This is a genomic window from Streptomyces sp. NPDC015139 (genome assembly GCF_043079785.1).
GTDB lineage: Bacteria > Actinomycetota > Actinomycetes > Streptomycetales > Streptomycetaceae > Streptomyces > Streptomyces albidocamelliae.
This window is the reverse complement of record NZ_JBIBUW010000015.1, coordinates 27890-50576: the sequence shown is the minus strand read 5'-3', so window position 1 is coordinate 50576 and position 22687 is coordinate 27890. Positions and strand designations below refer to the sequence as shown.

Sequence of the window (22687 nt, the reverse complement as noted above, 5' to 3'; positions counted from 1 at the left end):
GGCCGCCGGGCCGTCGTCAGGTCCCGCCCGTGAGCAGCCGCTCCAGGGCGGCCCGGTCCGGCAGGCCCGTGGGCCGTACGACCTCGCCGGTGCGCACGTACAGGAAGGCGACCGTGACGGACTCGGGCGGTACGCCCTGCTGCTCGGCCCAGGCCAGCCGGTAGATGGCGAGCTGGAGCGGGTCCGCCGAGCGGGTGCGGCTGGTCTTCCAGTCCACGATCTCGTACGTCGCCCCGTCGCCGTCCCCGTTGCGGTAGACGGCGTCGATGCGGCCCCGTACGACGCGGCCGGCGAGGCCGAGCTGGAAGGGCGCCTCGACCCGGTAGGGGGTGCGCCGGGCGTACTCGGTGCGCTCGAAGGCTTCCTTCAGGGCCTCCAGGTCGCGTTCGTCGGCGATCTCGGCGTCGCTGCCGGGCAGCTCCTCCGGTTCGAGCAGGGGCAGCGTCAACTCCTCGAAGCGGGCTTCGACCCAGGCATGGAACCTGGTGCCCCGGCGCGCGGCCGGTTGTGGGGGGCGCGGCATGGGGCGCGCGAGTTCCTGCGCGAGCCCGTCCGGGTCCTCGGCGAGCCGCATCAGCTGGGACGCGGTCAGCGTGACCGGCAGGGGGACGTCCGTGACGGTCCGCCGGGCGCGCAGCAGCTCGCCGGTGAGTGCGCCGAGGTCGCGGTCCCAGGAGGCGATGGATCGGGCCTCCTCCGGAGTGAGGGAAGTGCGGGGCCGCGCTCCGGTGCGCCGGGGGCCGTCCGTGCCGTCCTGCGGTGCGGTGGCCTGGTGGGGGACGGTCGGCCGCTCGGCGCTCCGGTCCTCCGGGGCGGGGTCGTCCGCGGCGGGCTGTTCCGCGGCGGGGGCGTCCGCCGCGTACGGCTCCGCACCGAAGGGGTCCTCGTCGTGGGGGAGGTCACCGTCGTACGGGACGTCCTCGTCGTACGGCTGGTCGTCGTACGGCTCCTCGTACGGCTCCTCGTACGGGTCCTCGCCGTAGGGGTCGTCGTCCGGTGGGGCGGGCCAGTCCGGGTCGTCGACCGCGGCGGGGTCATGGGCGGCGGTCGGCCGGTCGTCGCCCTGGGCGGCGAGGGCGTCGAGGTGGGCGAGGACGGTGTCGGCGGCCGCGCGGCGGCGGGCCAGCGCGGCGTCGTCCAGCGGGAGCGGCCACACCTGGTCGGCGGCGGCCGTGTGCAGGGCCGGGTTCTCCTCGTCCTCGGCGGGTTCCTCGGCCCACGCCTCGATCTCGCCGTACCCGGCGGCGCAGTGGTCGTACAGCGCCTGGAGGAAGTCGGAGGGGCCGCGCGGCTTCTTCTGGCTGGGGCCCCACCAGTGGCCGGAGCCGAGCAGCAGCGAGCGGGGGCGGGTGAAGGTGACGTAGCCGAGGCGCAGCTCCTCGGTGTGCTGGTGCTCCTTCATGGCCTCGTGGAAGGCCTTCATGCCGCGCGAGTCCCAGGAGTCGATGTCGGGAAGGGTGTCGGTGTCGCCGCGCAGGGCGTGCGGCAGCACCTTGGCCTGCGCGGTCCACTTCTCGCGGCCCTGTGCGCTGGGAAAGGTGCCCTTCACCAGTCCGGGGACGGCGACGACGTCCCACTCCAGGCCCTTGGACTTGTGCGCGGTGAGCACCTTGACGGTGTTCTCGCCGCCGGGCAGGGCGTTGTCCAGGCCCTTCTCGTACTGGGCGGCGGTGCGCAGGAAGCCGAGGAAGGCGAGCAGGGTGGCCTCGCCGTCGCCCGCCGCGAAGGAGGCGGCGACGTCCAGGAAGTTGGACAGGGTCTCGCGCCGCCGGGCGGCCAGCGCGTGCGGGGACGCCGACAGCTCCACCTCCAGGCCGGTGACCGCGAGGACGCGGTGCAGTACGTCCATCAGCGGGTCGGACAGGGAGCGGCGCAGGTCGCGCAGCTCGGCGGCGAGACGGGCGAAGCGCACGCGCGCGTCCGGCGAGAACGGCAGTCCGTCGTCGGTGCCCTCGGCGAAGTCCCCTTCCAGGGGCGTCTCCAGGAAGGTGTCCAGGGCGTCCGCGAGCGATATCACCTCGGAGGGGTCGGTCCCCTCGACGGCCGCGGCGAGCCGGCGGTCCGGGTCGTCGGTGCCGTCCACGCGCGCGTGGGCGACCAGCAGCCTGGCGCGGCGGCCGAGGAGGGCGAGGTCGCGGGGGCCGATGCGCCAGCGCGGCCCGGTCAGCAGGCGCACCAGGGAGGCGTTCGCCCCGGGGTCCTGGAGGACTTCGCAGACGGCGACGAGGTCGGCGACCTCCGGCAGGTGCAGCAGCCCGGACAGGCCGACCACCTCGACGGGGACGTCCCGGGCCACGAGGGCGCCCTGGATCTCGGCGAAGTCGGTCGCGGTGCGGCACAGCACGGCGATCTCACCGGGGGCCGTGCCGGTGCGCACGAGATGGGCGAGGGAGTCGGCGATCCAGTCGATCTCCTCGGCGTGGGTGGGCAGCAGGGCGCAGCGGACCGTGCCGTCGCGTTCGGCGCCGGGGGCCGGGCGGAGCGCCTCCACGCCCGCGTGCATGGCGCGCAGGGGTTCGGCGAGGCCGTTGGCCAGGTCGAGCAGGCGTCCGCCGCTGCGGCGGTTCTCGCTGAGCGACTGGCGGGTGGCGCGGCGCCCGTCCGGGAGCGGGAAGTGTGCAGGGAAGTCGTCCAGGTTGGCGACGGACGCGCCGCGCCAGCCGTAGATGGCCTGGCAGGGGTCGCCGACCGCGGTCACCGGGTGGCCGGTGCCGCCGCCGAAGAGGCCCGCCAGCAGCACGCGCTGGGCCACGGAGGTGTCCTGGTACTCGTCCAGGAGCACCACCCGGAACTCCTCGCGCAGCAGGCGGCCGACCTCGGGGACGCGGGAGAGGCGGGCCGAGAGGGCGATCTGGTCGCCGAAGTCGAGCAGGTCACGCTCGCGTTTGACGGCCCGGTAGCGGTGGACGAGGTCGGCGAGTTCCCGCCGGGCCGCCGCCGTCTCGGGGACCTTGCGCAGATCGGCGTTGGTGAGCTTCGCGCCCTCCAGGGTGTGCAGCAGGTCGGCATCCCAGGCGCGCAGTTCCTCGGGGTCGACGAGGTGTTCGGCGAGCTCGGAGTCCAGGGTCAGCAGGTCGCTGACGAGGTCCGCGAAGGAGCGGGTCAGCGCCGGGTAGGGGCCGGGTGCCTCGCGCAGCACGCGCGCGGCGAGCTGGTAGCGGGTGGCGTCGGCCAGCAGACGCGAGGTGGGCTCCAGCCCGAGGCGCAGTCCGTGGTCGGTCAGCAGCCGCCCGGCGAAGGCGTGGTACGTCGAGATGACCGCCTCGCCCGGCGGGTTGTCGGGGTCGATGACGTCCGGGTCCGTGACACCGGCCTTGATCAGCGCCTTGCGGACGCGCTCGCCCAGCTCGCCGGCGGCCTTGTTGGTGAACGTGAGGCCGAGGACCTGCTCGGGGGCGACCTGCCCGGTGCCGACGAGCCAGACCACGCGGGCCGCCATCACGGTGGTCTTGCCCGAACCGGCGCCGGCCACGATCACCTGCGGGGCGGGCGGCGCGACGATGCAGGCCGTCTGCTCCGGGGTGAACGGGATGCCGAGGAGCTCCTTGAGCTGCTCGGGATCGGTGATACGGGCGGGCATGTCGACAGAGGCTAGCGGCGGCCACTGACAGTCGGGGACGAATCGACCCGCCCGGCTGGAAGAGACGCAGGTCAGCGCGGGTGGTGCCGTACGTCACTCCACCACGTGGCGGCCCTCGGGGCGGGCGCTGCACGAGGCGCGGAACGCGCAGTGGGTGCAGTGTTGGCCGGCGCTCGGGGTGAACCGCTCGTCGAGGACCTTGCCGGCGGCGGTGGCCAGCAGCTCGCCGACCCACTCCCCGGACGGCGGCTCCTGCGGCTGCACCTTGGGCAGGGTCTCCCCGCCGTCGCGCTTGGCCGCACCCTGCCTGAGGTGCACCAGCTCGGCACCGCCCGCCTCGGGGCGCACCCCGTCGAAGGCCGCGTCCAAGGCACCCTCCCGGACGGCCAGCTGGTAGACGGCGAGCTGAGGGTGGCGGGCCACCTCCGCGGCGCTCGGCGCCTGTTTGCCGGTCTTGAAGTCGACCACGTAGGCCCGGCCGTCGCCGTCCGTCTCCACGCGGTCCATCTGGCCGCGGATGCGGATCTCGTAGTCGCCCGCCCCGAGGGTGACGTCGAAGTCCTGCTCGCTCGCCACGGGGGTACGGCCGGCGCGGTTCAGCACGTGCCAGTTCAGGAAGCGTTCGAGCGCCACGCGCGCGTTGGCCTTCTCCTGCTGCGACTTCCAGGGCGCGTCGAAGGCGAGCGCGTTCCACACCGAGTCCAGGCGTTCCATGAGGACGTCGAGGTCGGCCGGGGTGCGGCCGGAGGCGACCTCGTCGGCGAGGACGTGGACGACATTGCCGAAGCCCTGGGCGGCGGTGGCGGGTGCGTCGGCCTTCACCTCACGGCCCAGGAACCACTGGAGCGCGCAGGTGTTGGCGAGCTGGTCGAGGGCGCTGCCGGAGAGCACCACGGGCTGGTCCCGGTGGCGCAGCGGCACCTTGCTCTCGGTCGGCTCGAACATGCCCCACCAGCGGTAGGGATGCGCGGACGGCACCAGCGGGCGGCCGTCCTCGTCGGCCAGTGCGGCGAGCCGGGCCAGGCGGTCGGCGGCGGCCTCCCGGAGGGCGGCGGACGCGCGCGGGTCCACGGTGGTGGCGCGCAGTTCGGCGACGAGCGCGGCGACCGACAGCGGGCGGCGGGGGCGCCCGGTGACGTCCTTGGGTTCGACGCCCAGTTCGGTCAGGAACCGGGAGGGCTGGTCGCCGTCGTCGGCGGGTGCCTTCACCGCGGTGACGACGAGACGCTCCCGCGCGCGCGTGGCGGCCACGTAGAACAGCCGGCGCTCCTCGGCGAGCAGCGCGCCCGGGGTGAGCGGTTCGGCGAGGCCGTCGCGGCCGATGCGGTCCGCCTCCAGGAGGGAGCCGCGGCGGCGCAGGTCGGGCCACAGCCCCTCCTGGACGCCGGCGACGACGACCAGCCGCCACTCCAGGCCCTTGGCGCGGTGCGCGGTCATCAGGCGGACGGCGTCGGGGCGTACCGATCGGCGCGTGAGCGTGTCCGCGGCGATGTCCTCGGCCTCGATCTCGGCCAGGAAGTTCAGGGCGCCACGGCCGCCGGTGCGTTCCTCCGCGCGCGCGGCGGTGGCGAACAGCGCGCACACGGCGTCGAGGTCGCGGTCGGCGTTGCGGCCGGCCGCGCCGCCGCGCCGGGCGGCACGCTCCAGCCGGGTGGGCCACGGGGTGCCTTGCCACAGGTCCCACAGGGCCTCCTCGGCCGTGCCGCCGCCGGCGAGACGCTCGCGGGCCTTGCGCAGCAGCGCGCCGAGGCGCTGCGCGCCGCGCGCGTACACCGGGTCGTGCACGGCCAGGCGCTCGGGCTCCGCGAGCGCCCGCGCGAGGAGTTCGTCGGACGGGGGCGGCAGCGGGTTCCCGGCGGCGCGCTCCTCCTCGCGCAGGGCACGACCGAGACGGCGCAGATCGGCGGTGTCCATCCCGGCGAGAGGGGAGGCGAGCAGGGTGAGCGCGGTCTCGGTGCCGAGCCAGGAGGTGTCCGGGACCGGCTCGGCGGCCGGCGCGGGGGCTTCGGCCGCGGCGGTGGGTTCCTGTGCGGGGGGTTCCTCGGTGGTGGGTTCCTCGGTGGTGGTTTCCTCGACGGACGGATCGTGGTCCGCGCTGGTGGCGGCGGGGTCGGCGGGGTGACCGTGGGCCGCGGTGGCCGCTTCGGGGGTCTCGGGCGACGGCTCCTCGTGCGCGAGAGCCTCGTCGGACTCCTCGGCGGCGCGCTCCGCGGTGGGCTCGCCCGCCGGGGAGGAGCCCCCGGACTCCTCCTCGTGGCGCCGGGCCTCGGCCGTGGCCACCGCCCGCAGGGCCGCGAGCAGCGGGGCGACCGCGGGCTCGTGCCGCAGCGGCAGGTCGTCGCCGTCGATGTCCAGCGGGACGCCGGCCGCGGTGAGGGCCCGGCGGAGGGTCGGGAGGGTGCGGGCGCCGGCACGGACAAGGACGGCCATGTCGCTCCAGGGGACGCCGTCCTCCAGGTGCGCGCGGCGCAGGATGTCCGCCACGTTGTCCAGTTCCGTGCCGGCCGTCGGGTACGTGTAGACCTCGACCCGGCCGCCGTCGCGTACGGCGGCCGGCTCACGGTGGGCGCGCACCTTGTCGGCGGGCAGCCTGGGCAGCGGCATGCGCTGGGTGATCAGGCGGGTCGCGGCCAGCAGGGCGGCCCCGGAGCGGCGGGAGGTGCGCAGCACCTCGACGGGGGCGGGGCGGCCGTCCGCGCGCGTGAAGGCCGCGGGGAAGTCGAGGATGCCGTTCACGTCGGCGCCCCGGAAGGTGTAGATCGACTGGTCGGGATCGCCGAGGGCGACCAGCGTGCGCCCGCCGCCCGCCAGCGCGTGCAGGAGGCGCACCTGGGCGGGGTCGGTGTCCTGGTACTCGTCGACGTACACGGCGTCGTACCGGTCGGCGAGCCGCGCGGCGGTCCCGGGCCGGTGGGCGAGCAGGACCGCGCGGTGGACGAGTTCCGCGTAGTCGATGACGCCCTGCATGTCGAGGACGTCCAGGTACTCGGCGAGGAACGCGGCGGCGGCACGCCAGTCGGGGCGGCCGATGCGCCGGGCGAAGTCGTCCAGGGCGCCGGGTCCGAGGCCCAGCTCGCGGCTGCGGGCGAGGACCGCGCGGACCTCGTCGGCGAAGCCGCGTGTGGTCAGGCAGGCGCGCAGCTCGTCCGGCCAGCGCACATGGGTCAGTCCGCGCCGCTCCAGCTCGGGCTGGCCGGCCAGCAGCTCGCGGACGGTGACGTCCTGTTCCGGCCCGGAGAGCAGGCGCAGGGGCTCGGTGAACAGGTCGCTGTCCTGGTGGGCGCGGACCAGCGCGTAGCAGTACGAGTGGAAGGTGGTGGCCCGGGGGGCGCGCGCCGCGCCCATGCGCAGGGCCATGCGGTCGCGCAGGTCGACGGCGGCCTTGCGGCTGAACGTCAGCACGAGGATCCGCTCCGGGTCACCGCCGCGGGCGATCCGCGCGGCCACGGACTCGACCAGGGTGGTGGTCTTGCCGGTACCCGGACCCGCGAGGACGAGCAGTGGACCGGAGCGGTGGTCAACCACGGCACGCTGTGCCGCGTCCAGAGGAGGGGGATCCGTCCGGGACGGCCGGGTACGGACCAGCCGGTAAGCGCCACGGCTCCCCTGCCGCACCTGGGGGTGCGGCAGGCGCCTGGTGGTGGAGGAGGAGCTCACGTGGTTGGCCGGTCCTGGTGGTCGTACTGGTGGTCGGGCGGTCACGCGTGCGAGACGGTGGCCGCGGGGTGAGGGGGACGCGCGCAGCCGACGCTACGCTCCCGCTCCCGACGGAAGCAGGGCTTCCGCTTCTTCCCTCGCGGCGCTCGCGCCACGCGAGTCCCGCACCTCACGAACGTACGTCATGCCACGGACGTCCCCGATGTCACCCGTACGGGCCGCGGGCCCTCCCCGGCGGCATCCGATGGCGGAAGCTGTCAGGTGTGACCCTCCGCGCCCGCGCCGCCGTCCCACCGGGCCCGCCGCATGTCGAGCCGCGGCACATGGCCCTCGGCGCTCCTGCCGGCCTGCCTCAGCGGCGTGCCCTCGTCGCGGTAGTGGGCGAGCGCGCGCAGCTCGTGCCCGGGCAGCAGCGCACCGTCCGCGCGGACCACCCGCCACCACGGCACGGCACCGCCGTAGAGGGCCATCACGCGGCCGACCTGGCGCGGCCCTCCCTCCTCGAGCCACTCGGCGACATCGCCGTACGTCATGACCCGCCCCGGCGGAATCCGCTCGGCGACCTCCAGGACCCGCTCGGCGTACTCCGGCAGGGTCTGCGCGTACTCCTCGCGGGTCTCTCGGGCAGGTCTCTGCTCGCTCATTCGCCCCATCCTGCCGCACCCCACCGACATCGCACCGGGGACCGCGCTCCATGGTCCTCTCGCACCGGCGCGTCGCTTCGGGCAGACTGTGCGCCCGCGCATCCAGACCCTGATGCCCGCGTCGGTCGGTGGAGCATGCCACCATCGTGCGGGCGGTGACCGGTGATACGAGACCAAGAAGAGACCATGAAACAGCAGGGCGTGCACCCCGAGGACGCGGCGGGCACCCCTGACGCCTCCGCGCGCCCCGACACCGCCCGCGCGGGCACGGGCGACCCGGACGCGCGGCGGGAGGACTCCGGTCCGCGCAAGGACGATCTCACGCGGCCACGCCGGAACGACGGCGGCACGCGCGCGCGTGAGGACGACGGCGCGACGCCCGACGACGCCCGCGGGGCGCCACGCGCGGGCGGCTCGTCGCCCACGCGCGACGACGGCGACGGCGACAAGGCAGGCGAGGGGGCGCACATGCCGGAGAAACCGCCCCCCGGCCACGCTCCGGGCGCGGGCGAGGACCCTCACGCGGAGGCGGTCGAGGGCGACGAGCCCCTGCTGCCCGCGCGGGTGCACCGTCCCTCCGACCTCATGCGGCTCCTGGTGGGCGTGCTCGCCGTCGTCGTGCTGTTCGCGATCGCCGCGTTCGCCCACGGCACCACCTCGGGCCTCGAACAGGACATCAACAAGGGCACCGGGCAGGCGCCCGATCTGCTCATCAAGATCGCGGGACTGGCGTCCAGCATCGCGATCCTCCTCGTGCCGGTCGCCTTCGCGATCGAACGCCTGATCAAACGGGACGGGCTGCGGATCGCCGACGGCGTCCTCGCGGCCGTCCTCGCGCACGGAGTGACCCTCGCCACCGACCTGTGGGTCGCGCGGGGCGCCCCCGACTCGATCCAGGAGGCGCTCACCCAGCCCTCGCCGGGTGACATCCACGCGCTGACCGACCCCGTGCACGGCTATCTGGCGCCGGTCATCGCCTACATGACAGCCGTCGGCATGTCCCGCCGGCCCAGATGGCGCGCGGTGCTGTGGATCGTGCTGATGCTCGACGCCTTCTCGATGCTCGTCACCGGCTACACGACCCCGTTCTCGATCATCCTGACGGTGCTGATCGGCTGGACGATCGCCTACGGCACCCTGTACGCGGTGGGCTCCCCCAACGTCCGCCCGACCGGGCAGACACTGATGGCGGGCCTCCGACACGTCGGCTTCCACCCCCTCAGCGCGGCCCGCGAGGAGACCGTCGAGACGGAGAGCGGCGACCGGGGGCGGCGCTACTTCGTCACCCTGGAGGACGGACCCCCGCTGGACGTCACGGTCGTCGACCGGGAACAGCAGGCCCAGGGCTTCTTCTACCGCGCGTGGCGCAATCTGACCCTGCGCGGCTTCGCCACCCGCTCCAGCCTCCAGTCGCTGCGCCAGGCGCTGGAACAGGAGGCCCTGCTGGCCTACGCGGCGATCGCGGCCGGCGCCAACGCGCCGAAGCTGATCGCCACCTCCGAACTCGGCCCCGACGCGGTCATGCTCGTCTACGAGCACACCGGCGGGCGCACCCTGGACACGCTGGCCGACGAGGAGATCACCGACGAGCTGCTGCGCACCACCTGGCACCAGGTGCAGGCGCTGCAGTCGCGGCGCATCGCGCACCGCAGGCTGGCCGGCGACGCGATCCTGGTGGATCGTTCCGGCAAGGTGATCCTCGCCGAGCTGCGCGGCGGCGAGATCGCCGCCGGCGATCTGCTGCTCCGCATGGACGTCGCCCAGCTGCTCACCACGCTCGGTCTGCGGGTCGGCGCCGAACGCGCCGTGGCCTCGGCGGTCGGCGTGCTCGGTCCGGACGCGGTCGCCGACTGCCTGCCGATGCTCCAGCCGATCGCGCTGACGCGCTCCACGCGCGCGACGCTGCGCCGGCTGGCCCGCGAGCGGGCCCAGCGCGAGCGCGAGGCGGTGCTGGAGGCGTCCCGGCAGACCAAGGCGGCCCGCGCGGAGGAGGGGTCCGGGGCGGCCCCGTCCGCCGTCGACAAGCCGGACAAGAAGACGGTCCGCGCCGAGCAGCGTGCGGAGAAGCGGGCCCTCGACGAAGCCCTCGACGAGGCCCGCGAGGAGGACCTGCTCACCCAGATCCGGCACCAGGTGCTGCGGATCAGGCCCCAGGCGCCCGTGGAGCCGGCCCGCCTGGAGCGGGTGCGGCCGAAGACGCTGATCAGTTTCATCGCCGGTGCCATCGGCGCGTACTACCTGCTGACGCAGCTCACCCACATCGAGTTCGGCACGCTGTTCGCGCAGGCCCAGTGGGGCTGGGTGGCCGCCGCGGTGGTCTTCTCCGCGCTCAGCTACGTCGCCGCGGCGATGGCGCTGCTGGGGTTCGTGCCCGAGCGGGTGCCGTTCCCGAGGACGGTCGCGGCACAGGTCGCCGGCTCCTTCGTGAAGATCGTGGCGCCGGCCGCGGTCGGCGGCGTGGCCCTCAACACGCGCTTCCTCCAGCGCGCGGGCGTGCGCCCCGGGCTCGCGGTGGCGAGCGTCGGCGCGTCACAGCTGTTCGGGCTCGGCTGCCACATCCTGATGCTGCTGTCGTTCGGCTATCTGACCGGCACCGAGAAGACACCGTCCCTGTCGCCGTCCCGCACGGTCATCGCGGGTCTGCTCACCGTGGCAGTTCTGGTGCTCGTGGTGACCTCGGTGCCGTTCCTGCGGAAATTCGTCGTCACGCGCGTGAGGTCGCTGTTCGCCGGTGTCGTGCCGCGCATGCTCGACGTGCTCCAGCGGCCGCAGAAGCTGGTCACCGGCATCGGCGGCATGCTCCTGCTGACCGCCTGCTTCGTGATGTGCCTGGACGCCTCCATCCGCGCCTTCGGCGACGGCACGGTCTCGCTGAGCATCGCCAGCGTCGCGGTCGTCTTCCTGGCCGGCAACGCGCTGGGTTCGGCCGCGCCGACACCGGGCGGGGTGGGCGCGGTCGAGGCGACGCTGACCGTCGGCCTGATCGCCGTCGGCCTGCCCAAGGAGGTCGCCGCGCCGGCCGTCCTGCTGTTCCGTCTGCTGACGCTGTGGCTGCCGGTGCTGCCCGGCTGGCTCGCCTTCAACCACCTGACCCGCAAGGGCGCTCTCTGAGGCGGGCAGGGCGAGCGCACGGGCGTACCTCGTACGGCTCGCGTCCCGCGCGCGTGGGCGGACGCGGGCCCACGATGGAGACATGGCGAACCCCTCCTGGCTGCGTGCCGCCGTCCTGATGACCACCGCCGCGGTGCTGTCCGGTCTGCTGGCCGGATGCGGTGACGGCGCCGCGCACGACGGGAACGGGGACCTCACCAAGCAGGAGCTCGACTGGCAGGACTGCCCCGCCCCGTCCGAGGCGGAAGGCGGCGGCAGCGCCCCGTCCCCCCTGCCGAACGGCACCAAGTGGCAGTGCGCCACCATGAAGGCGCCCCTGGACTGGGCGAAGCCCAAGGGCGACACCATCGATCTCGCCCTGATCCGGGCCAAGGCCAGCGGCCCCGCGGACAAGCGGATCGGCTCACTGGTGTTCAACTTCGGCGGCCCCGGCGGCAGCGGCGTCAGCACGCTGCCCGCCTTCGGCGAGGACTACGCCGCCCTGCGCACCCGCTACGACCTGGTCAGCTTCGACCCGCGCGGGGTGGGCCGCAGCGCACCCGTGAAGTGCGAGAGCGACGCCCAGCTGGACGCGTTCTTCCAGCAGGACGCGACCCCCGACGACAGCGCCGAGCGCACCGACCTCGTGAACCGCACCAAGCAGTTCAACGCGGCCTGCGAGAACAACTCCAAGAAGATGCTGCCGCAGGTGCGCACCACGGACGCGGCCCGCGACATGGACCTGATGCGGCAGGTCCTCGGCGACGACAAACTGCACTACTTCGGCATCTCCTACGGCACCGAGCTCGGCGGCGTCTACGCCCACCTGTTCCCCAAGCACGTCGGCCGGGCCGTGTTCGACGGGGTGGTCGATCCCACGCAGAACCCCGAGCAGAGCGCGCTCGGGCAGACCAAGGGCTTCCAGCTCGCGCTCGACAACTTCGCCGAGGACTGCACGTCGAAGACGACGGAGTGCCCGGTCGGGGACACCCCGCAGGAGGTGAAGGACCGCATCGCCAAGCTCCTGGCCGACCTGGAGAAGAAGCCGATCCCCGGCATCCTCCCGCGCCAGCTCACCCAGACCGCCGCGACCAACGGCATCGCGCAGGCGCTGTACTCCAAGGACTTCTGGGAGTACCTCACCGAGGGGCTGGAGGAGGCGTACGACGGCGACGGCAAGATCCTCATGCTGCTCTCCGACTCGATGAACGGCCGTTCCGAGAACGGTGAGTACAGCAACATCACCGCCGCGAACATCGCCATCAACTGCGCCGACGACAAGCCCCGGTACACCCCGGACTTCGTCCAGCAGCGACTGCCCGAGTTCCGCGCCGCCTCCCCGCTGTTCGGGGACTACCTGGCCTGGGGCATGCTCAGCTGCACCGACTGGGCCGTGCCGGGCGCGGCCGACCATCCCGACGTCAGCGCCCCGGGCTCGGCGCCCATCCTCGTCGTCGGCAACACGGGCGACCCGGCCACCCCGTACGAGGGCGCGCGGAAGATGGTGGACGCGCTCGGCAAGGGCGTGGGCGTCCAGCTCACGTACAAGGGCCAGGGGCACGGCGCGTACGACAGCAAGAACAAGTGCGTGCAGAGCGCGGTGAACGGCTACCTGCTGGACGGGAAGCTGCCGAAGGCGGGCGCGGTCTGCTCCTGAACCCCTGGCCACCGGCTGAAGATGCAGGTCAGAGGGTTATCCACAGCCCGTAACGGGTTCGGCCCGCTATGCCTACCATGGCGTGAACGCCCGGCGCGGCACGACGCGAGGGGCCTGTGAGGGGGGTGCACATGGGGCGATGGCAGCGATGGACGGCGGCCGCGGTCGCGGCGCTGCTGGTGGCCGGCTGCGGCGGATCGTCGGACGGGGGCGGCGGAAAGAGCGACGGCAAGGCGACGGGCACGGCTCCTGGGCCGGCCTCGCGGTCCTCGGCGGCGTCCTCCGCGGACCTGCCGGCCTCCCTGACCTCCCAGCACCTGGACTGGCACCGCTGCGAGGCCACCGGGGACGCGAAGGCGCCGGGCGACGACTGGCGGTGCGCGACCCTGAAGGTGCCGCTGGACTGGGCCGAGCCGGGCGGTGCGACGATCGGCCTCGCCCTCATCCGTGCGCGGGCGAGCGGCGGGGACCGCCTCGGCTCGCTGCTCTTCAACTTCGGCGGCCCGGGCGGCTCGGGCGTGGACACCATGCCGTACTACGCGGCCCTGGCCGCCCCCCTGCGTGCGCGCTACGACCTGGTCAGCTGGGATCCGCGCGGGGTGGGCCGGAGCGAGGGCATCCGCTGCCGCGGCGACCGGGAGATCGCGGCCGCCGAGGACGTCGACGCCACCCCGGACACCCCCGCCGAGGAGAAGGCGTACTTCGAGGACTCCACCGCCTTCGGCAGAAGCTGCCAGAAGGCCGCCGGCCGGTTGCTGGCCCATGTGTCGACCACCGACACCGCGCGCGACATGGACCTGATGCGCCAGGTGCTCGGCGACACGCGGATGCACTACTTCGGCATCTCCTACGGCACCGAACTCGGCGGTGTGTACGCCCACCTGTTCCCGAAGCGGGTGGGACGCCTGATCCTCGACGCGGTGGTCGACCCGACCGCGGACACGGTGGGCCACGCCGAGAACCAGGCCCGCGGCTTCCAGCGCGCCCTGGGCGACTATCTGAAGTCCACCGGCCAGGATCCCGAGCAGGGCTCGCGGAAGATCGCGGACCTGCTGAAGCGGATCGACGCCGAGCCGCTGCGGACGTCGTCCGGTCGGACACTGACCCAGACGCTCGCCGTCACCGGGATCGTCCTGCCGCTGTACAGCGAGTCCAGGTGGCCGCGGCTGACCGGAGCGCTCGAGTCGGCGGAGAAGGGCGACGGTTCGCAGTTGCTGGCACTCGCCGACGACTACAACGAGCGGGACTCCTCGGGGCACTACGGCACGACGTCCCACTCCCAGCGGGCCATCTCGTGCCTGGACGACAGACAGCGGCCGACCGCCGCCGAGACGAAGCGGCGACTGGCGGAGTTCGAGCGGATCTCCCCCGTGTTCGGGGACTTCCTGGGCTGGGACTCGGCGGGCTGGTGCCACGGCTGGCCGGTGCCGGGCCAGTTCGACACCCCGGAGGTCGGTGCGCCGGGCGCGGCGCCCGTCCTCGTCGTCGGCAACACCGGCGACCCGGCCACCCCGTACGAGGGCGCCCGCAGAATGGCCGACGAACTGGGCCGGGGCGTCGGCGTCGAACTCACCTGGAAGGGCGAGGGGCACGGGGCGTACGGCCGCGGCAGCGACTGCGTCGACTCGGCGGTGAACGCCTATCTGCTGAAGGGGACGGTACCCAAGGACGGCACGGTCTGCTCCTGACGGACGCCCCGCGCGGACGGGGCTCCGGACGCCTGTGGCACCGGAGCCCCCGCTCCACGGCTCATGCGGGAGCGTCGGGTCGACTCAGCTCCAGCGCTGGGCCTTGAGGCCGCCGTCGAAGCCCGTGTAGAGGACGCTGTCGTGCTGGCCGAGCGTGAGCCCGGTCGCCTTGTTCTTCAGACGCCAGCCCGCGGTGTCCTTGATCTCTTCCCACTTCTGGTTGGCGCCGCCGTTGCAGTTCCGGATGTAGACCTTGCCGTCCCGGTTGCTGTCGAGGCAGTCGCCGTAGCTGGTCTTGAGCGTCCAGCTGCCGTCGGACTGCTTGGTCTCCGTCCACTTGGACGGCGGCGTACCGCAGTCGGCGGCAGCGAGCGGGATGTTGTTGATGTAGCCCAGGCACTTGCCGTTGAGCTTGTTCTTCCAGGTGACGGTCCCGTTGGCGAACGCCTGGCCGGCGCCCGCCAGGATCACCACGGGGGCCAGGATCGCGACCGCGAGCCTGCCCATCAAGCGCTTCTTCATGAAACTCCCCGTATCTTCCGTCGAACAGCGACGGCAGCCGCCACCACGGGGCCGCGAGGATGGTCATGCCTCGCATACGGCCCGGTGGCCCTCATGGCCGCGGTCGCGCGGTGTGGTCGACCTCAACATGACTCAGCACGTATGAAGTTGACGCCACGTTAACCGACGTGATCATCACACTGCAACGCGGATCCCCTCACCCCAGACAGAGACGGCGAACACATCGATACCGCCCTGAATTGCCGACGGCCATCCAGGAGAGCTCCTGGATGGCCGTCGTAGCCCGGATCCGGCGTGGGGAAGGCGCGCCGGCACCAGGGCCGCTCAGACGTCGATGTCGAAGAAGAAGAGCTGCACCAGGCGGTGGGTGCCGTGTTCGCCGGCGAAGTGCTCGTAGGACGTGGCCGAGTGGATCAGCTTCGCGTCCCAGATCACCAGCCGGTTGTACTGGCCGGAGATCGACTCGACCAGCTCCCAGTTGTCCTCGTGCACGAAGTTGTAGGGGTCGTAGACCGAAGAGCGCGCGGCCTCCACGGCCTCCGGACTGCCCAGGCGGGCCCGCTCCTTCGGATGAGCGGGGGCGCGCCGGCAGCCGTGCAGCCGGTCGCGCCAGAAGCTGGTGCCGGCACCGGCGGGCGGGTTCGGGTTCAGGTAGATCGCGGCGGCGTAGCTCTGCGAGTCGTGATGCCAGACCAGCGGATCGTCGTGCGCGGTCTGCTGGAAGACACCGTTGGCGTTGTGGCCGAGCCACTCGGTGACCGGGGTGCCGAGCAGTCGCGAGAACTCCTCGCGCAGGCCGGGCCAGAGGTACCGGTGGTCGCTGCGCAGCCCTTTGAAGTGCTCCGGATCGGTGTGGTAGCCCGCACTCAGCGCGATCTCGCGCACCTCGTCCGGGTCGTCGAGGAAATCGTCCACGGAGAGCAGATGCGGCACGCTCGGGGTGAACAGCCGCTTGGCGGCCGGCCGGCGCCGGGCGTTCTCCAGGGAGTCACGGGGGACCACGATCGACAGTCGCGCGGGACCGCTGGAGATCAGGTAGCCACCGTCACCGCGGTCCTCCAGCACCACGGCGGTCTCACCGCCGAAATTGACCTGCTCCCCCGGATGGAATGGCATGGGCAGACTTCTTTCACCGCGCGCTGACTGACGCTCGGAGCGTATCGATCCACCCTCGACAATTGGGGAATTTCGGCACGTAGTTACTCATATCGGCGCAGTCGCCGGGTGTCCCGACCGTCGGCGGTACGGTCCGGGACGGCGAGAAGCCCACGGCACCTGAGCTGATCAGGGCCGTGGGCTTCCGTGGGACCGGGGGTGGTTCAGTAGACCGGCTTGTCCGGTTCGATCTGGTTGACCCAGCCGATGACGCCACCGCCGACATGGACCGCGTCGGAGAAGCCCGCGGACTTCAGGACCGCGAGGACTTCCGCACTGCGGACACCCGTCTTGCAGTGCAGGACGATCTTCTTGTCCTGCGGCAGCCCCTCGAGGGCGGTGCCCATGAGGAACTCGTTCTTGGGGATCAGCTTGGCGCCGGGGATCGAGACGATCTCGTACTCGTTGATCTCGCGGACGTCGATGATCTCGATGTTCTCGCCGTCGTCGATCCACTCCTTGAGCTGCTTGGGAGTGATCGTCGAACCGGCGGCCGCCTCCTGGGCCTCCTCGGACACGACGCCGCAGAAGGCCTCGTAGTCGATGAGCTCGGTGACGGTCGGGTTCTCGCCGCAGACCGCGCAGTCCGGGTCCTTGCGGACCTTGACCTGGCGGTACTGCATCTCCAGGGCGTCGTAGATCATCAGACGGCCGACCAGCGGCTCGCCGATGCCCGCGAGGAGCTTGATGGCCTCGTTGACCTGGATGGAGCCGATGGACGCGCAGAGCACGCCCAGGACGCCGCCCTCGGCGCAGGAGGGCACCATGCCGGGCGGCGGGGGCTCCGGGTACAGGCAGCGGTAGCAGGGACCGTGCTCGGACCAGAACACCGACGCCTGACCGTCGAAGCGGTAGATCGAGCCCCACACGTACGGCTTGTTCAGCAGCACACAGGCGTCGTTGACCAGGTAGCGGGTCGCGAAGTTGTCCGTGCCGTCGACGATCAGGTCGTACTGTCCGAAGATCTCCATCACGTTGTCGGCCTCGAGCCGCTCCTCGTGAAGGATCACGTTCACGTACGGGTTGATGCCCTTGACGCTGTCCCGCGCCGACTCGGCCTTGGAGCGGCCGATGTCGGACTGGCTGTGGATGATCTGGCGCTGCAGGTTCGACTCGTCGACCTCGTCGAACTCCACGATGCCGAGCGTGCCCACGCCCGCGGCGGCCAGGTACATCAGCGCCGGCGAGCCCAGGCCGCCGGCGCCCACACAGAGCACCTTGGCGTTCTTCAGCCGCTTCTGCCCGTCCATCCCGACATCCGGGATGATCAGGTGGCGGGAGTACCGGCGGACCTCGTCTACGGTGAGCTCAGAAGCTGGCTCGACCAGGGGTGGCAGCGACACGGGGACTCCGTTGGTCGGTCAAACAGTACGGTTGTTCTCCCCGTAACACTGCCACGGCCTTTTTCATTCCGAGACACCCGTTCCGATACGCGAGACGATGTCGTCCCAGTAGCCGGGCATCGTCTCCCAGGGGTCCGCGCGGCCGCCCCCGTCGGTGCGGTCCGTGAAGTAGATCGTCGCCGCTCCCTGCCAGCGTGCGATGCGCAGCGCCTCGTCCAGGTGGCCGTGGGGCACGCCGTGCACGAAGTGGCAGAAGCGGTCGGGCGGGTAGTCGGCCGTCCACTCGGCGACCTGCGACCAGCGGTAGTCGGACCAGGAGCCGGAGAAGGTCACCAGTTGGTCGGCGTTCTCGGCGTAGCCGGGGTGCGGGTGGGTGCCGTGGCCGAGGACGAGGTGCGCGGTGTCGCTGATCGCGCGCAGCGTGGTGACGGCGCGCCGGACCTCGGGGAGCGCGGTGCGCTCGGTGGGGCAGCGGTCCAGCAGGAAACCGTCCACCCGGTACCAGTCGAGGTGGCGGTGGGCGTCGGAGAGCAGGTCGGCGAAGGCACGGGCGCCGTAGGTGAGGTCCAGGTGGCCGAGGACGCGGACGCCGGCGCCGCGCAGCCGGGCCGTGGCCTCCAGGCAGTGCGGGTCGGGGCGGCTGCCGGGGCCGCCGGCCACGTTCAGCACCACCCAGTCCAGCGGGGTGCCGGGGCGGGCGAGTTCGGCCCACTGGGCGGGTGCGACGAGCGGGTGGGCGTAGCCGGGGATGCCGAGGGCGGTGCGGACGCCGGTGTGCGTGGCGCCCGCCGTGGTGCTGGTCAGATGCGGCATGCCGCCTCCATCCAGATGTCTGCCAGGGATTCTTCGAGGTTGATGCGGGGCCGCCAGCCGAGCCGGTCGCGTGCGGTGCGCACGTCGGCCTGCTGCCAGCTGCCGCAGCCGTCCGGGTACGGGTAGGCCAGCGGGGCGGTGTGGTCGGAGTCGGCGCGCGGGTGGCCGATGGCGCCGCGCAGGGCTCCGGGCGGGGCGTCGAGTTCGTGCAGGGCGCCGCCGTACCCGGCGACGCGCGCGAGGACGGCGGCGGCGTCCCGGAGGCGTACGGCCCGGCCGGAACCGATGTTGATCACGCCCTGCGCGGCGGAGAGCGAGGCGGCGTGCACGGCGCGGGCGACGTCGCGCACGTCCACGAAGTCGCGCTGGACGCCGAGGCCGGCCAGCTTCAGTTCGCCGTCGCCGGACTGCATCGCGCGGCGCATGGCCTCGGCGAGCCGGCCGAGCGGGGACCCTGCCGGGGTGCCGGGGCCCGCGGGTGAGAAGACGCGCAGGACGACGGCGTCCAGTCCGGAGCCGAGGACGAGTTCGGTCGCGGCGAGCTTGCTGACGCCGTACGGGCCGCCCGGGCGCGGCACGGCGTCCTCGGCCGTGGAGGAGCCCGGCTGGCTGGGCCCGTACTCGGAGCCGCAGCCGATCTGCACCAGGCGGGCGCCGCAGCCGCTGCGGCGCAGGGCCTCGCAGACGGTGGCGACGGCGACGGTGTTGTGCCGGGTGAGTTCGCGGGCGCCGCCCCGGGTGGCTCCGGCGCAGTTCACGACGACGCCGGGGTGTACGGCGTCGAGGAAGCGCGTGAGCGCGCCCGGGCTGCCGGTGGCCAGGTCGAAGCGGACGTCGGCGTCGTCGCCGCGGCCGAGCGCGGTGAGCTGGACGGCGGGGTCGGCGAGCAGGCGGTCGGCGACGAAGCGGCCGATGTATCCGTTGGCTCCGATCAGCAGGACCCTCATCGAGCGGCTCCCGGGGTGTGCGCGCCGGTGGATCCGGCCGTTGCGAAGGCTCCCGTGGCCGGTCCGGCGGTACCGGGGGCTCGGGACGCTCCGGGTCGGGAGGTGGTCATCTGGTGTTCTCCTTCAACGGGGTGGTGCGGGCGCCGCCGGTGGCCGGCCGGGCCCCGGTGGCCCCGGTCCGGTGCGGTCATGCGCTCCGGACGGGTGGCGGCCCCGGGTCGGACCGGTGGCGGAAGATTCACTCGGGTGCTCCCGCGGGAGCGTGCGCCGAGGCCTGGGTGAGGGCGCGGACGGCGTGCAGCAGCAGGACCAGGGCCGCGGTACCGCAGGCGAGGGCGGGGACGGCGGCCGGGCCGCCGGCGTTCACCAGGGTCTCCACGGGGGTCGCGAGGAAGGCGCAGCCCGGCAGCCGCGCCGCCGTCGGCAGGGCGAGGGCCGCCGCCTCCACGGCCGCCGCCGCGCCCAGGGCGAGGACCGGGGCGTGCCGGTGACGGTGGACGGTGAGCAGGCGCGCGAGGAGGAGCAGGGCACCGAGGGCGACGGACCGCGGGTAGGGCACGGGTTCGCGCAGCGTGGTGCCGCAGAGCAGGAGCAGTGCCGTGAGCGCACCCAGGAACAGCGCGAAGGTGCCGAGCAGCAGCGGTTTCGCGGCGGAGGAGAAGTCCTCCAGTCCGCGGCTGCCGGCGAGCCGGCGGCGGGCGCCCGCGGTGAGCAGGTGGGCGCACCAGGCCGCCGGGGCGCAGGCGAGCAGGAGGGCGAGGACGGGCGCGGTGGCGGTCGGCCAGGGTCCGTCCGGGGTCCCGGTGGGCGCGGTGTCGGGGCCGCCGGTCAGGACGGCGTGCAGCAGACCGTCGCCGAGGAGGGCGTATCCGAGCAGCCAGAGCGTCCACGCGCGCGCGGCGCTCGCCGTGCGCCACGAGGGCGTGCCGGACCGGTCGGCCAGGGGGCCGTGGCGCAGTGCCGCGCGGGTGGCGAGGGCCGCGGCGAGGACGCCGCCGAGCGTCACGAGCAGCCGGGTGTGCCCGTCGGTGAGCCGCAGCGCGGTCACGGTGGCCGCGCCGAGGGCGCCGGGCAGCACGGTGAGCAGGACCCAGCCGGTGCGGATACGGGGTGCGGGCAGGGGCTCGGGCTCCTGGCGCGGGTCGCCGTCGCGCGGGACGCGCGCGTACAGCTCTTCGGCGAGCGAGAAGACGTCCCGGTGCCGGAAGCGGGCGGCGGTCCGGTCGGTGACGCCGTGCGCCTCCAGCCCGGCCGCGATCTCCAGGGGGTCCACGGCCCGCTCGCACAGTTCCCGGTGCCGGTGCAGCAGTGCTTTCACCGGATCCACCGCCCCGCGCCGGCTGTGCGGTCCGGGGACCCGCCGCTTGCCGGGCTCGGGGTCCGCCGGTGCCGGAAGGGCGTCGGCCGCGGGGCCGGCTCCGGCTTCGGTTCCGGCACCGGCTTCGGCTGCGGATTCGGCTGCGGCTTCTGCCTCGGCCTCGGCTTCAGTTCCGGCGCCGGCTTCGGCCGACGTCGCCAGGAGCGGGGTCGGCCCCGGAGCGGCCGCGAGCCACTCCCCCGACGGCGCGTCCCACGCGTCGGCGCCGCTCGGCATGCCGGGCCGGTCGAGGTCGCCCGGCTCGCTCACGGCGCACCGGTCGGTCCCGCCGCGCCCGCTCAGCTCCTCACGGTCCTGTCCCACGCTCATCGCACCCCCTCCGCGGCCGCGACGCGCTTCGCGCGCACCGGGGCGCCGGTGGCCCAGCCGGGAATGCCGCGGGGCAGGACGCGGGCCGTCGGGCCGGTCCAGCGGCCGGGCACGTGGGACTCGGCGGGGGTGGCGAACGGCAGGGGCTCCCCGGCCTCGTCGAGGACGACCCGGCGGACCGGGCAGTGCGAGACGATCTCCAGGTAAATGCCGTGAAATGCCGCGATGTTCTGCTCGACGGTGAACAGTTCGAGCGCCCGGGCGCGCGCGGCGGCGCCGAGACGCGCACGGCGCTCGGGGTCGCGCAGCAGCGCCACGCACGCCTCGGCGAGCGCCCGCGGATTGCGCGGGGGGACGACTAGGCCCGTGCCCCCGATGACCTCCACCACGGCGCCGACGTCCGTGGACACCGTGGCCCGGCCGCAGAACATGGCCTCGACGAGACCGACCGGGAAGCCCTCCACCACGCTGGACAGCACGACGACGGCGCCGGCCGCGTACGCGTCGGCCGGGGTCGGGGCCTCCGGACCGCCGATCTCCTCGAAGGAGACCGGGTTGTCGCCGACGGCGTGCACGCCCTCCGCCTCGTCCGGGAAGAGCTGCGCGGCGAGCGCCCGGCAGTGGCCGAGGTAGGCCTCGCCCTCCGGTCCGGCGGGCGCACCCACGATGCGCAGCCGCGCCTTGGGTTCCTCCTTGCGGACCTCGGCGAAGGCGTGCAGGAGGGAGACCAGGTCCTTGGCGGGTTCGACGCGGCCGACCCAGACCAGCGCGTCCGGATCGGAGCGGTCCGGGGACTCGCCGGCCTCCGTGAAGCGGGCGGCGTCCATCCCCGGGTAGACCGTGCGGATCCGGCTCCGGTCGGCGCCGCACCGTTCCTGCCAGCGGCGGGCGTGCCCGTTGCCGGGGGTGAGGATCTCGGCGCGCCGGTAGACCTCGGCGGCCAGCCGGCCGTGGAAGGAGGCGAGGAGCGCGCGGACGGCGGGGGCGGCGGCGTCGGGCCCGAGGGCCAGGTAGTGCGAGCGGAGCTGGACGCCGTACTCGGTGACCAGCAGGGGGACGCCCGCGAAGTGCCGGGCGAGCAGTCCGGGGAGGGCGGCGGAACCGCCCGCGGTGGCGTGGCAGAGGTCGGCCGCGCCGAGTCCGGCGTCGTCGTACCAGTCGAGGGAGAGGGGACGCAGGGCGCGTTCGAGGTGTGCGGCGACCGCGAGCAGATCCGGTACGCGCGCCTCGCGCGCCGTACGCAGCGCGCCGGGCGCGCGGCAGGCGCGTTCCAGGGTGCGCACGGCGGCGTCGGAGCGCAGGGCGCCGACCAGTCCGCCCTCGTCGCGGGCCAGTTCGGCGAGTCCGTACAGAGCACTGCCGAAACGGTCCGCCAGGTCGGCGGAGGCGGGCCCGGATGCGGCGTCGGAGGCGGCGCACACCGCCCCGACCAGCTCCCCGTAGCACTCGGTGAAGCGCCGGCGCGCGCGCCGCCCGTGGGTGACTCCGTCGTCCTCCGAAGTCCACAGCGGCGCCGTCCGCACCCGGCCGACCTGCGGCGGGAGCGGGACCCGGCCCTCGTCCTCCTGCTGCCGGCTGCGGCTGAGCGCGTAGATGTCGAACTCGTGCTGCTCGAGCCCGCGCACGAGCCGGTCGCACCAGAGTCTGGCGTCACCGCTCACAAACGGGTAGCCACCCTCCGTAAGCAGTCCGATGCGCACGTGTGCACCCCCGATCTCCCGTCTGGGGAGCCGCCGTTGTCCCGACGGCTCGCAGCGGGACGAACGTAAGGGGACAAGGCGGTGGCGCGACGGACGGTTGTCCATCGCGCCACCAAAAGGGGTGAACGGTCGTAACTTTCGCGTGCGGGTGGCGTTCTGCCGCGCTAGGACATCAGCGGGCCGCCCGCGGGGGCCGGCGGCCGC

Annotated in this window: 13 protein-coding genes; 3 read left to right on the top strand and 10 right to left on the bottom strand. The window is 73.6% G+C overall.

The annotated features are described in order from the left end of the window. Positions 1 to 16: 16 nt before the first annotated feature. From ACF08B_RS32130 to ACF08B_RS32120, 3 genes are all read right to left on the bottom strand, one after another. Positions 17 to 3580 (bottom strand): UvrD-helicase domain-containing protein, encoded by a 3564-nt coding sequence (locus ACF08B_RS32130; RefSeq protein WP_392320611.1) that lies wholly within the window; start codon positions 3578 to 3580, stop codon positions 17 to 19. A 93-nt stretch (positions 3581 to 3673) separates the two neighbouring features. After that, complete coding sequence (locus ACF08B_RS32125) at positions 3674 to 7237, bottom strand: ATP-dependent helicase (protein WP_392320610.1); 3564 nt, start codon at positions 7235 to 7237, stop codon at positions 3674 to 3676. 257 nt (positions 7238 to 7494) lie between these two features. Continuing rightward, entirely contained in the window at positions 7495 to 7881 is a 387-nt protein-coding gene (locus ACF08B_RS32120) for an MGMT family protein (RefSeq protein WP_392320609.1), read from the bottom strand. A gap of 186 nt (positions 7882 to 8067) precedes the next feature. Here ACF08B_RS32120 and ACF08B_RS32115 point away from each other — a divergent pair, with 186 nt between their 5' ends. The 3 genes from ACF08B_RS32115 (at position 8068) to ACF08B_RS32105 (ending at position 14316) form a co-directional block, all read left to right on the top strand. After that, a complete protein-coding gene (locus ACF08B_RS32115; protein WP_392320608.1) occupies positions 8068 to 10992 on the top strand; it encodes a lysylphosphatidylglycerol synthase domain-containing protein in 2925 nt (974 codons plus the stop codon). An 82-nt stretch (positions 10993 to 11074) separates the two neighbouring features. Beyond that, entirely contained in the window at positions 11075 to 12628 is a 1554-nt protein-coding gene (locus ACF08B_RS32110; RefSeq protein ID WP_392320607.1) for an alpha/beta hydrolase, read from the top strand. A gap of 131 nt (positions 12629 to 12759) precedes the next feature. Beyond that, positions 12760 to 14316: an alpha/beta hydrolase gene (locus ACF08B_RS32105; RefSeq protein WP_392320606.1), complete on the top strand. Its 1557-nt coding sequence runs from the start codon at positions 12760 to 12762 to the stop codon at positions 14314 to 14316. An 84-nt stretch (positions 14317 to 14400) separates the two neighbouring features. Here ACF08B_RS32105 and ACF08B_RS32100 read toward each other — a convergent pair whose 3' ends face one another. The 7 genes from ACF08B_RS32100 to ACF08B_RS32070 all read right to left on the bottom strand — a co-directional run bounded on the left by ACF08B_RS32100 (position 14401) and on the right by ACF08B_RS32070 (position 22483). After that, positions 14401 to 14838 carry a ricin-type beta-trefoil lectin domain protein gene (locus tag ACF08B_RS32100; protein ID WP_392320605.1) on the bottom strand — a complete coding sequence of 146 codons (438 nt, stop codon included), beginning with the start codon at positions 14836 to 14838 and terminating at the stop codon, positions 14401 to 14403. 324 nt (positions 14839 to 15162) lie between these two features. Further along, on the bottom strand, positions 15163 to 15954 hold the full coding sequence (locus tag ACF08B_RS32095) for a DUF6445 family protein (protein ID WP_392320604.1): 792 nt from the start codon (positions 15952 to 15954) through the stop codon (positions 15163 to 15165). 203 nt (positions 15955 to 16157) lie between these two features. Then, positions 16158 to 17336, bottom strand: coding sequence for an adenylyltransferase/sulfurtransferase MoeZ (gene moeZ, locus ACF08B_RS32090; RefSeq protein ID WP_392320603.1), 1179 nt, complete (start codon positions 17334 to 17336; stop codon positions 16158 to 16160). A gap of 63 nt (positions 17337 to 17399) precedes the next feature. Further along, positions 17400 to 18149, bottom strand: coding sequence for a spherulation-specific family 4 protein (locus tag ACF08B_RS32085; RefSeq protein WP_392320602.1), 750 nt, complete (start codon positions 18147 to 18149; stop codon positions 17400 to 17402). Next, positions 18137 to 19096, bottom strand: coding sequence for an NAD(P)-dependent oxidoreductase (locus tag ACF08B_RS32080; protein WP_263278753.1), 960 nt, complete (start codon positions 19094 to 19096; stop codon positions 18137 to 18139). The genes ACF08B_RS32085 and ACF08B_RS32080 overlap by 13 nt, the downstream gene beginning before the upstream one ends. Before the next feature lie 238 nt (positions 19097 to 19334). Further along, the gene (locus ACF08B_RS32075) at positions 19335 to 20783 is read right to left on the bottom strand and encodes a hypothetical protein (RefSeq protein ID WP_392320601.1); all 1449 of its coding nucleotides are present in this window, start codon (positions 20781 to 20783) and stop codon (positions 19335 to 19337) included. After that, positions 20780 to 22483, bottom strand: a complete 1704-nt coding sequence (locus ACF08B_RS32070; protein WP_392320600.1) for a DUF3492 domain-containing protein — start codon at positions 22481 to 22483, stop codon at positions 20780 to 20782. Before ACF08B_RS32070 ends, ACF08B_RS32075 begins: the two co-directional genes overlap by 4 nt. Between the last annotated feature and the right edge of the window lie 204 nt (positions 22484 to 22687).

Excerpts from the sequence above, each read along its gene's own strand:
- ACF08B_RS32130 (WP_392320611.1), bottom strand. The coding sequence starts at position 3,580 with ATGCCCGCCCGTATCACCGATCCCGAGCAGCTCAAGGAGCTCCTCGGC.
- ACF08B_RS32080 (WP_263278753.1), bottom strand. The coding sequence starts at position 19,096 with ATGAGGGTCCTGCTGATCGGAGCCAACGGATACATCGGCCGCTTCGTC.
- ACF08B_RS32120 (WP_392320609.1), bottom strand. The coding sequence starts at position 7,881 with ATGAGCGAGCAGAGACCTGCCCGAGAGACCCGCGAGGAGTACGCGCAG.
- ACF08B_RS32085 (WP_392320602.1), bottom strand. The coding sequence starts at position 18,149 with ATGCCGCATCTGACCAGCACCACGGCGGGCGCCACGCACACCGGCGTC.
- ACF08B_RS32105 (WP_392320606.1), top strand. The coding sequence starts at position 12,760 with ATGGGGCGATGGCAGCGATGGACGGCGGCCGCGGTCGCGGCGCTGCTG.
- ACF08B_RS32100 (WP_392320605.1), bottom strand. The coding sequence starts at position 14,838 with ATGAAGAAGCGCTTGATGGGCAGGCTCGCGGTCGCGATCCTGGCCCCC.
- ACF08B_RS32115 (WP_392320608.1), top strand. The coding sequence starts at position 8,068 with ATGAAACAGCAGGGCGTGCACCCCGAGGACGCGGCGGGCACCCCTGAC.
- ACF08B_RS32095 (WP_392320604.1), bottom strand. The coding sequence starts at position 15,954 with ATGCCATTCCATCCGGGGGAGCAGGTCAATTTCGGCGGTGAGACCGCC.
- ACF08B_RS32110 (WP_392320607.1), top strand. The coding sequence starts at position 11,075 with ATGGCGAACCCCTCCTGGCTGCGTGCCGCCGTCCTGATGACCACCGCC.
- ACF08B_RS32075 (WP_392320601.1), bottom strand. The coding sequence starts at position 20,783 with ATGAGCGTGGGACAGGACCGTGAGGAGCTGAGCGGGCGCGGCGGGACC.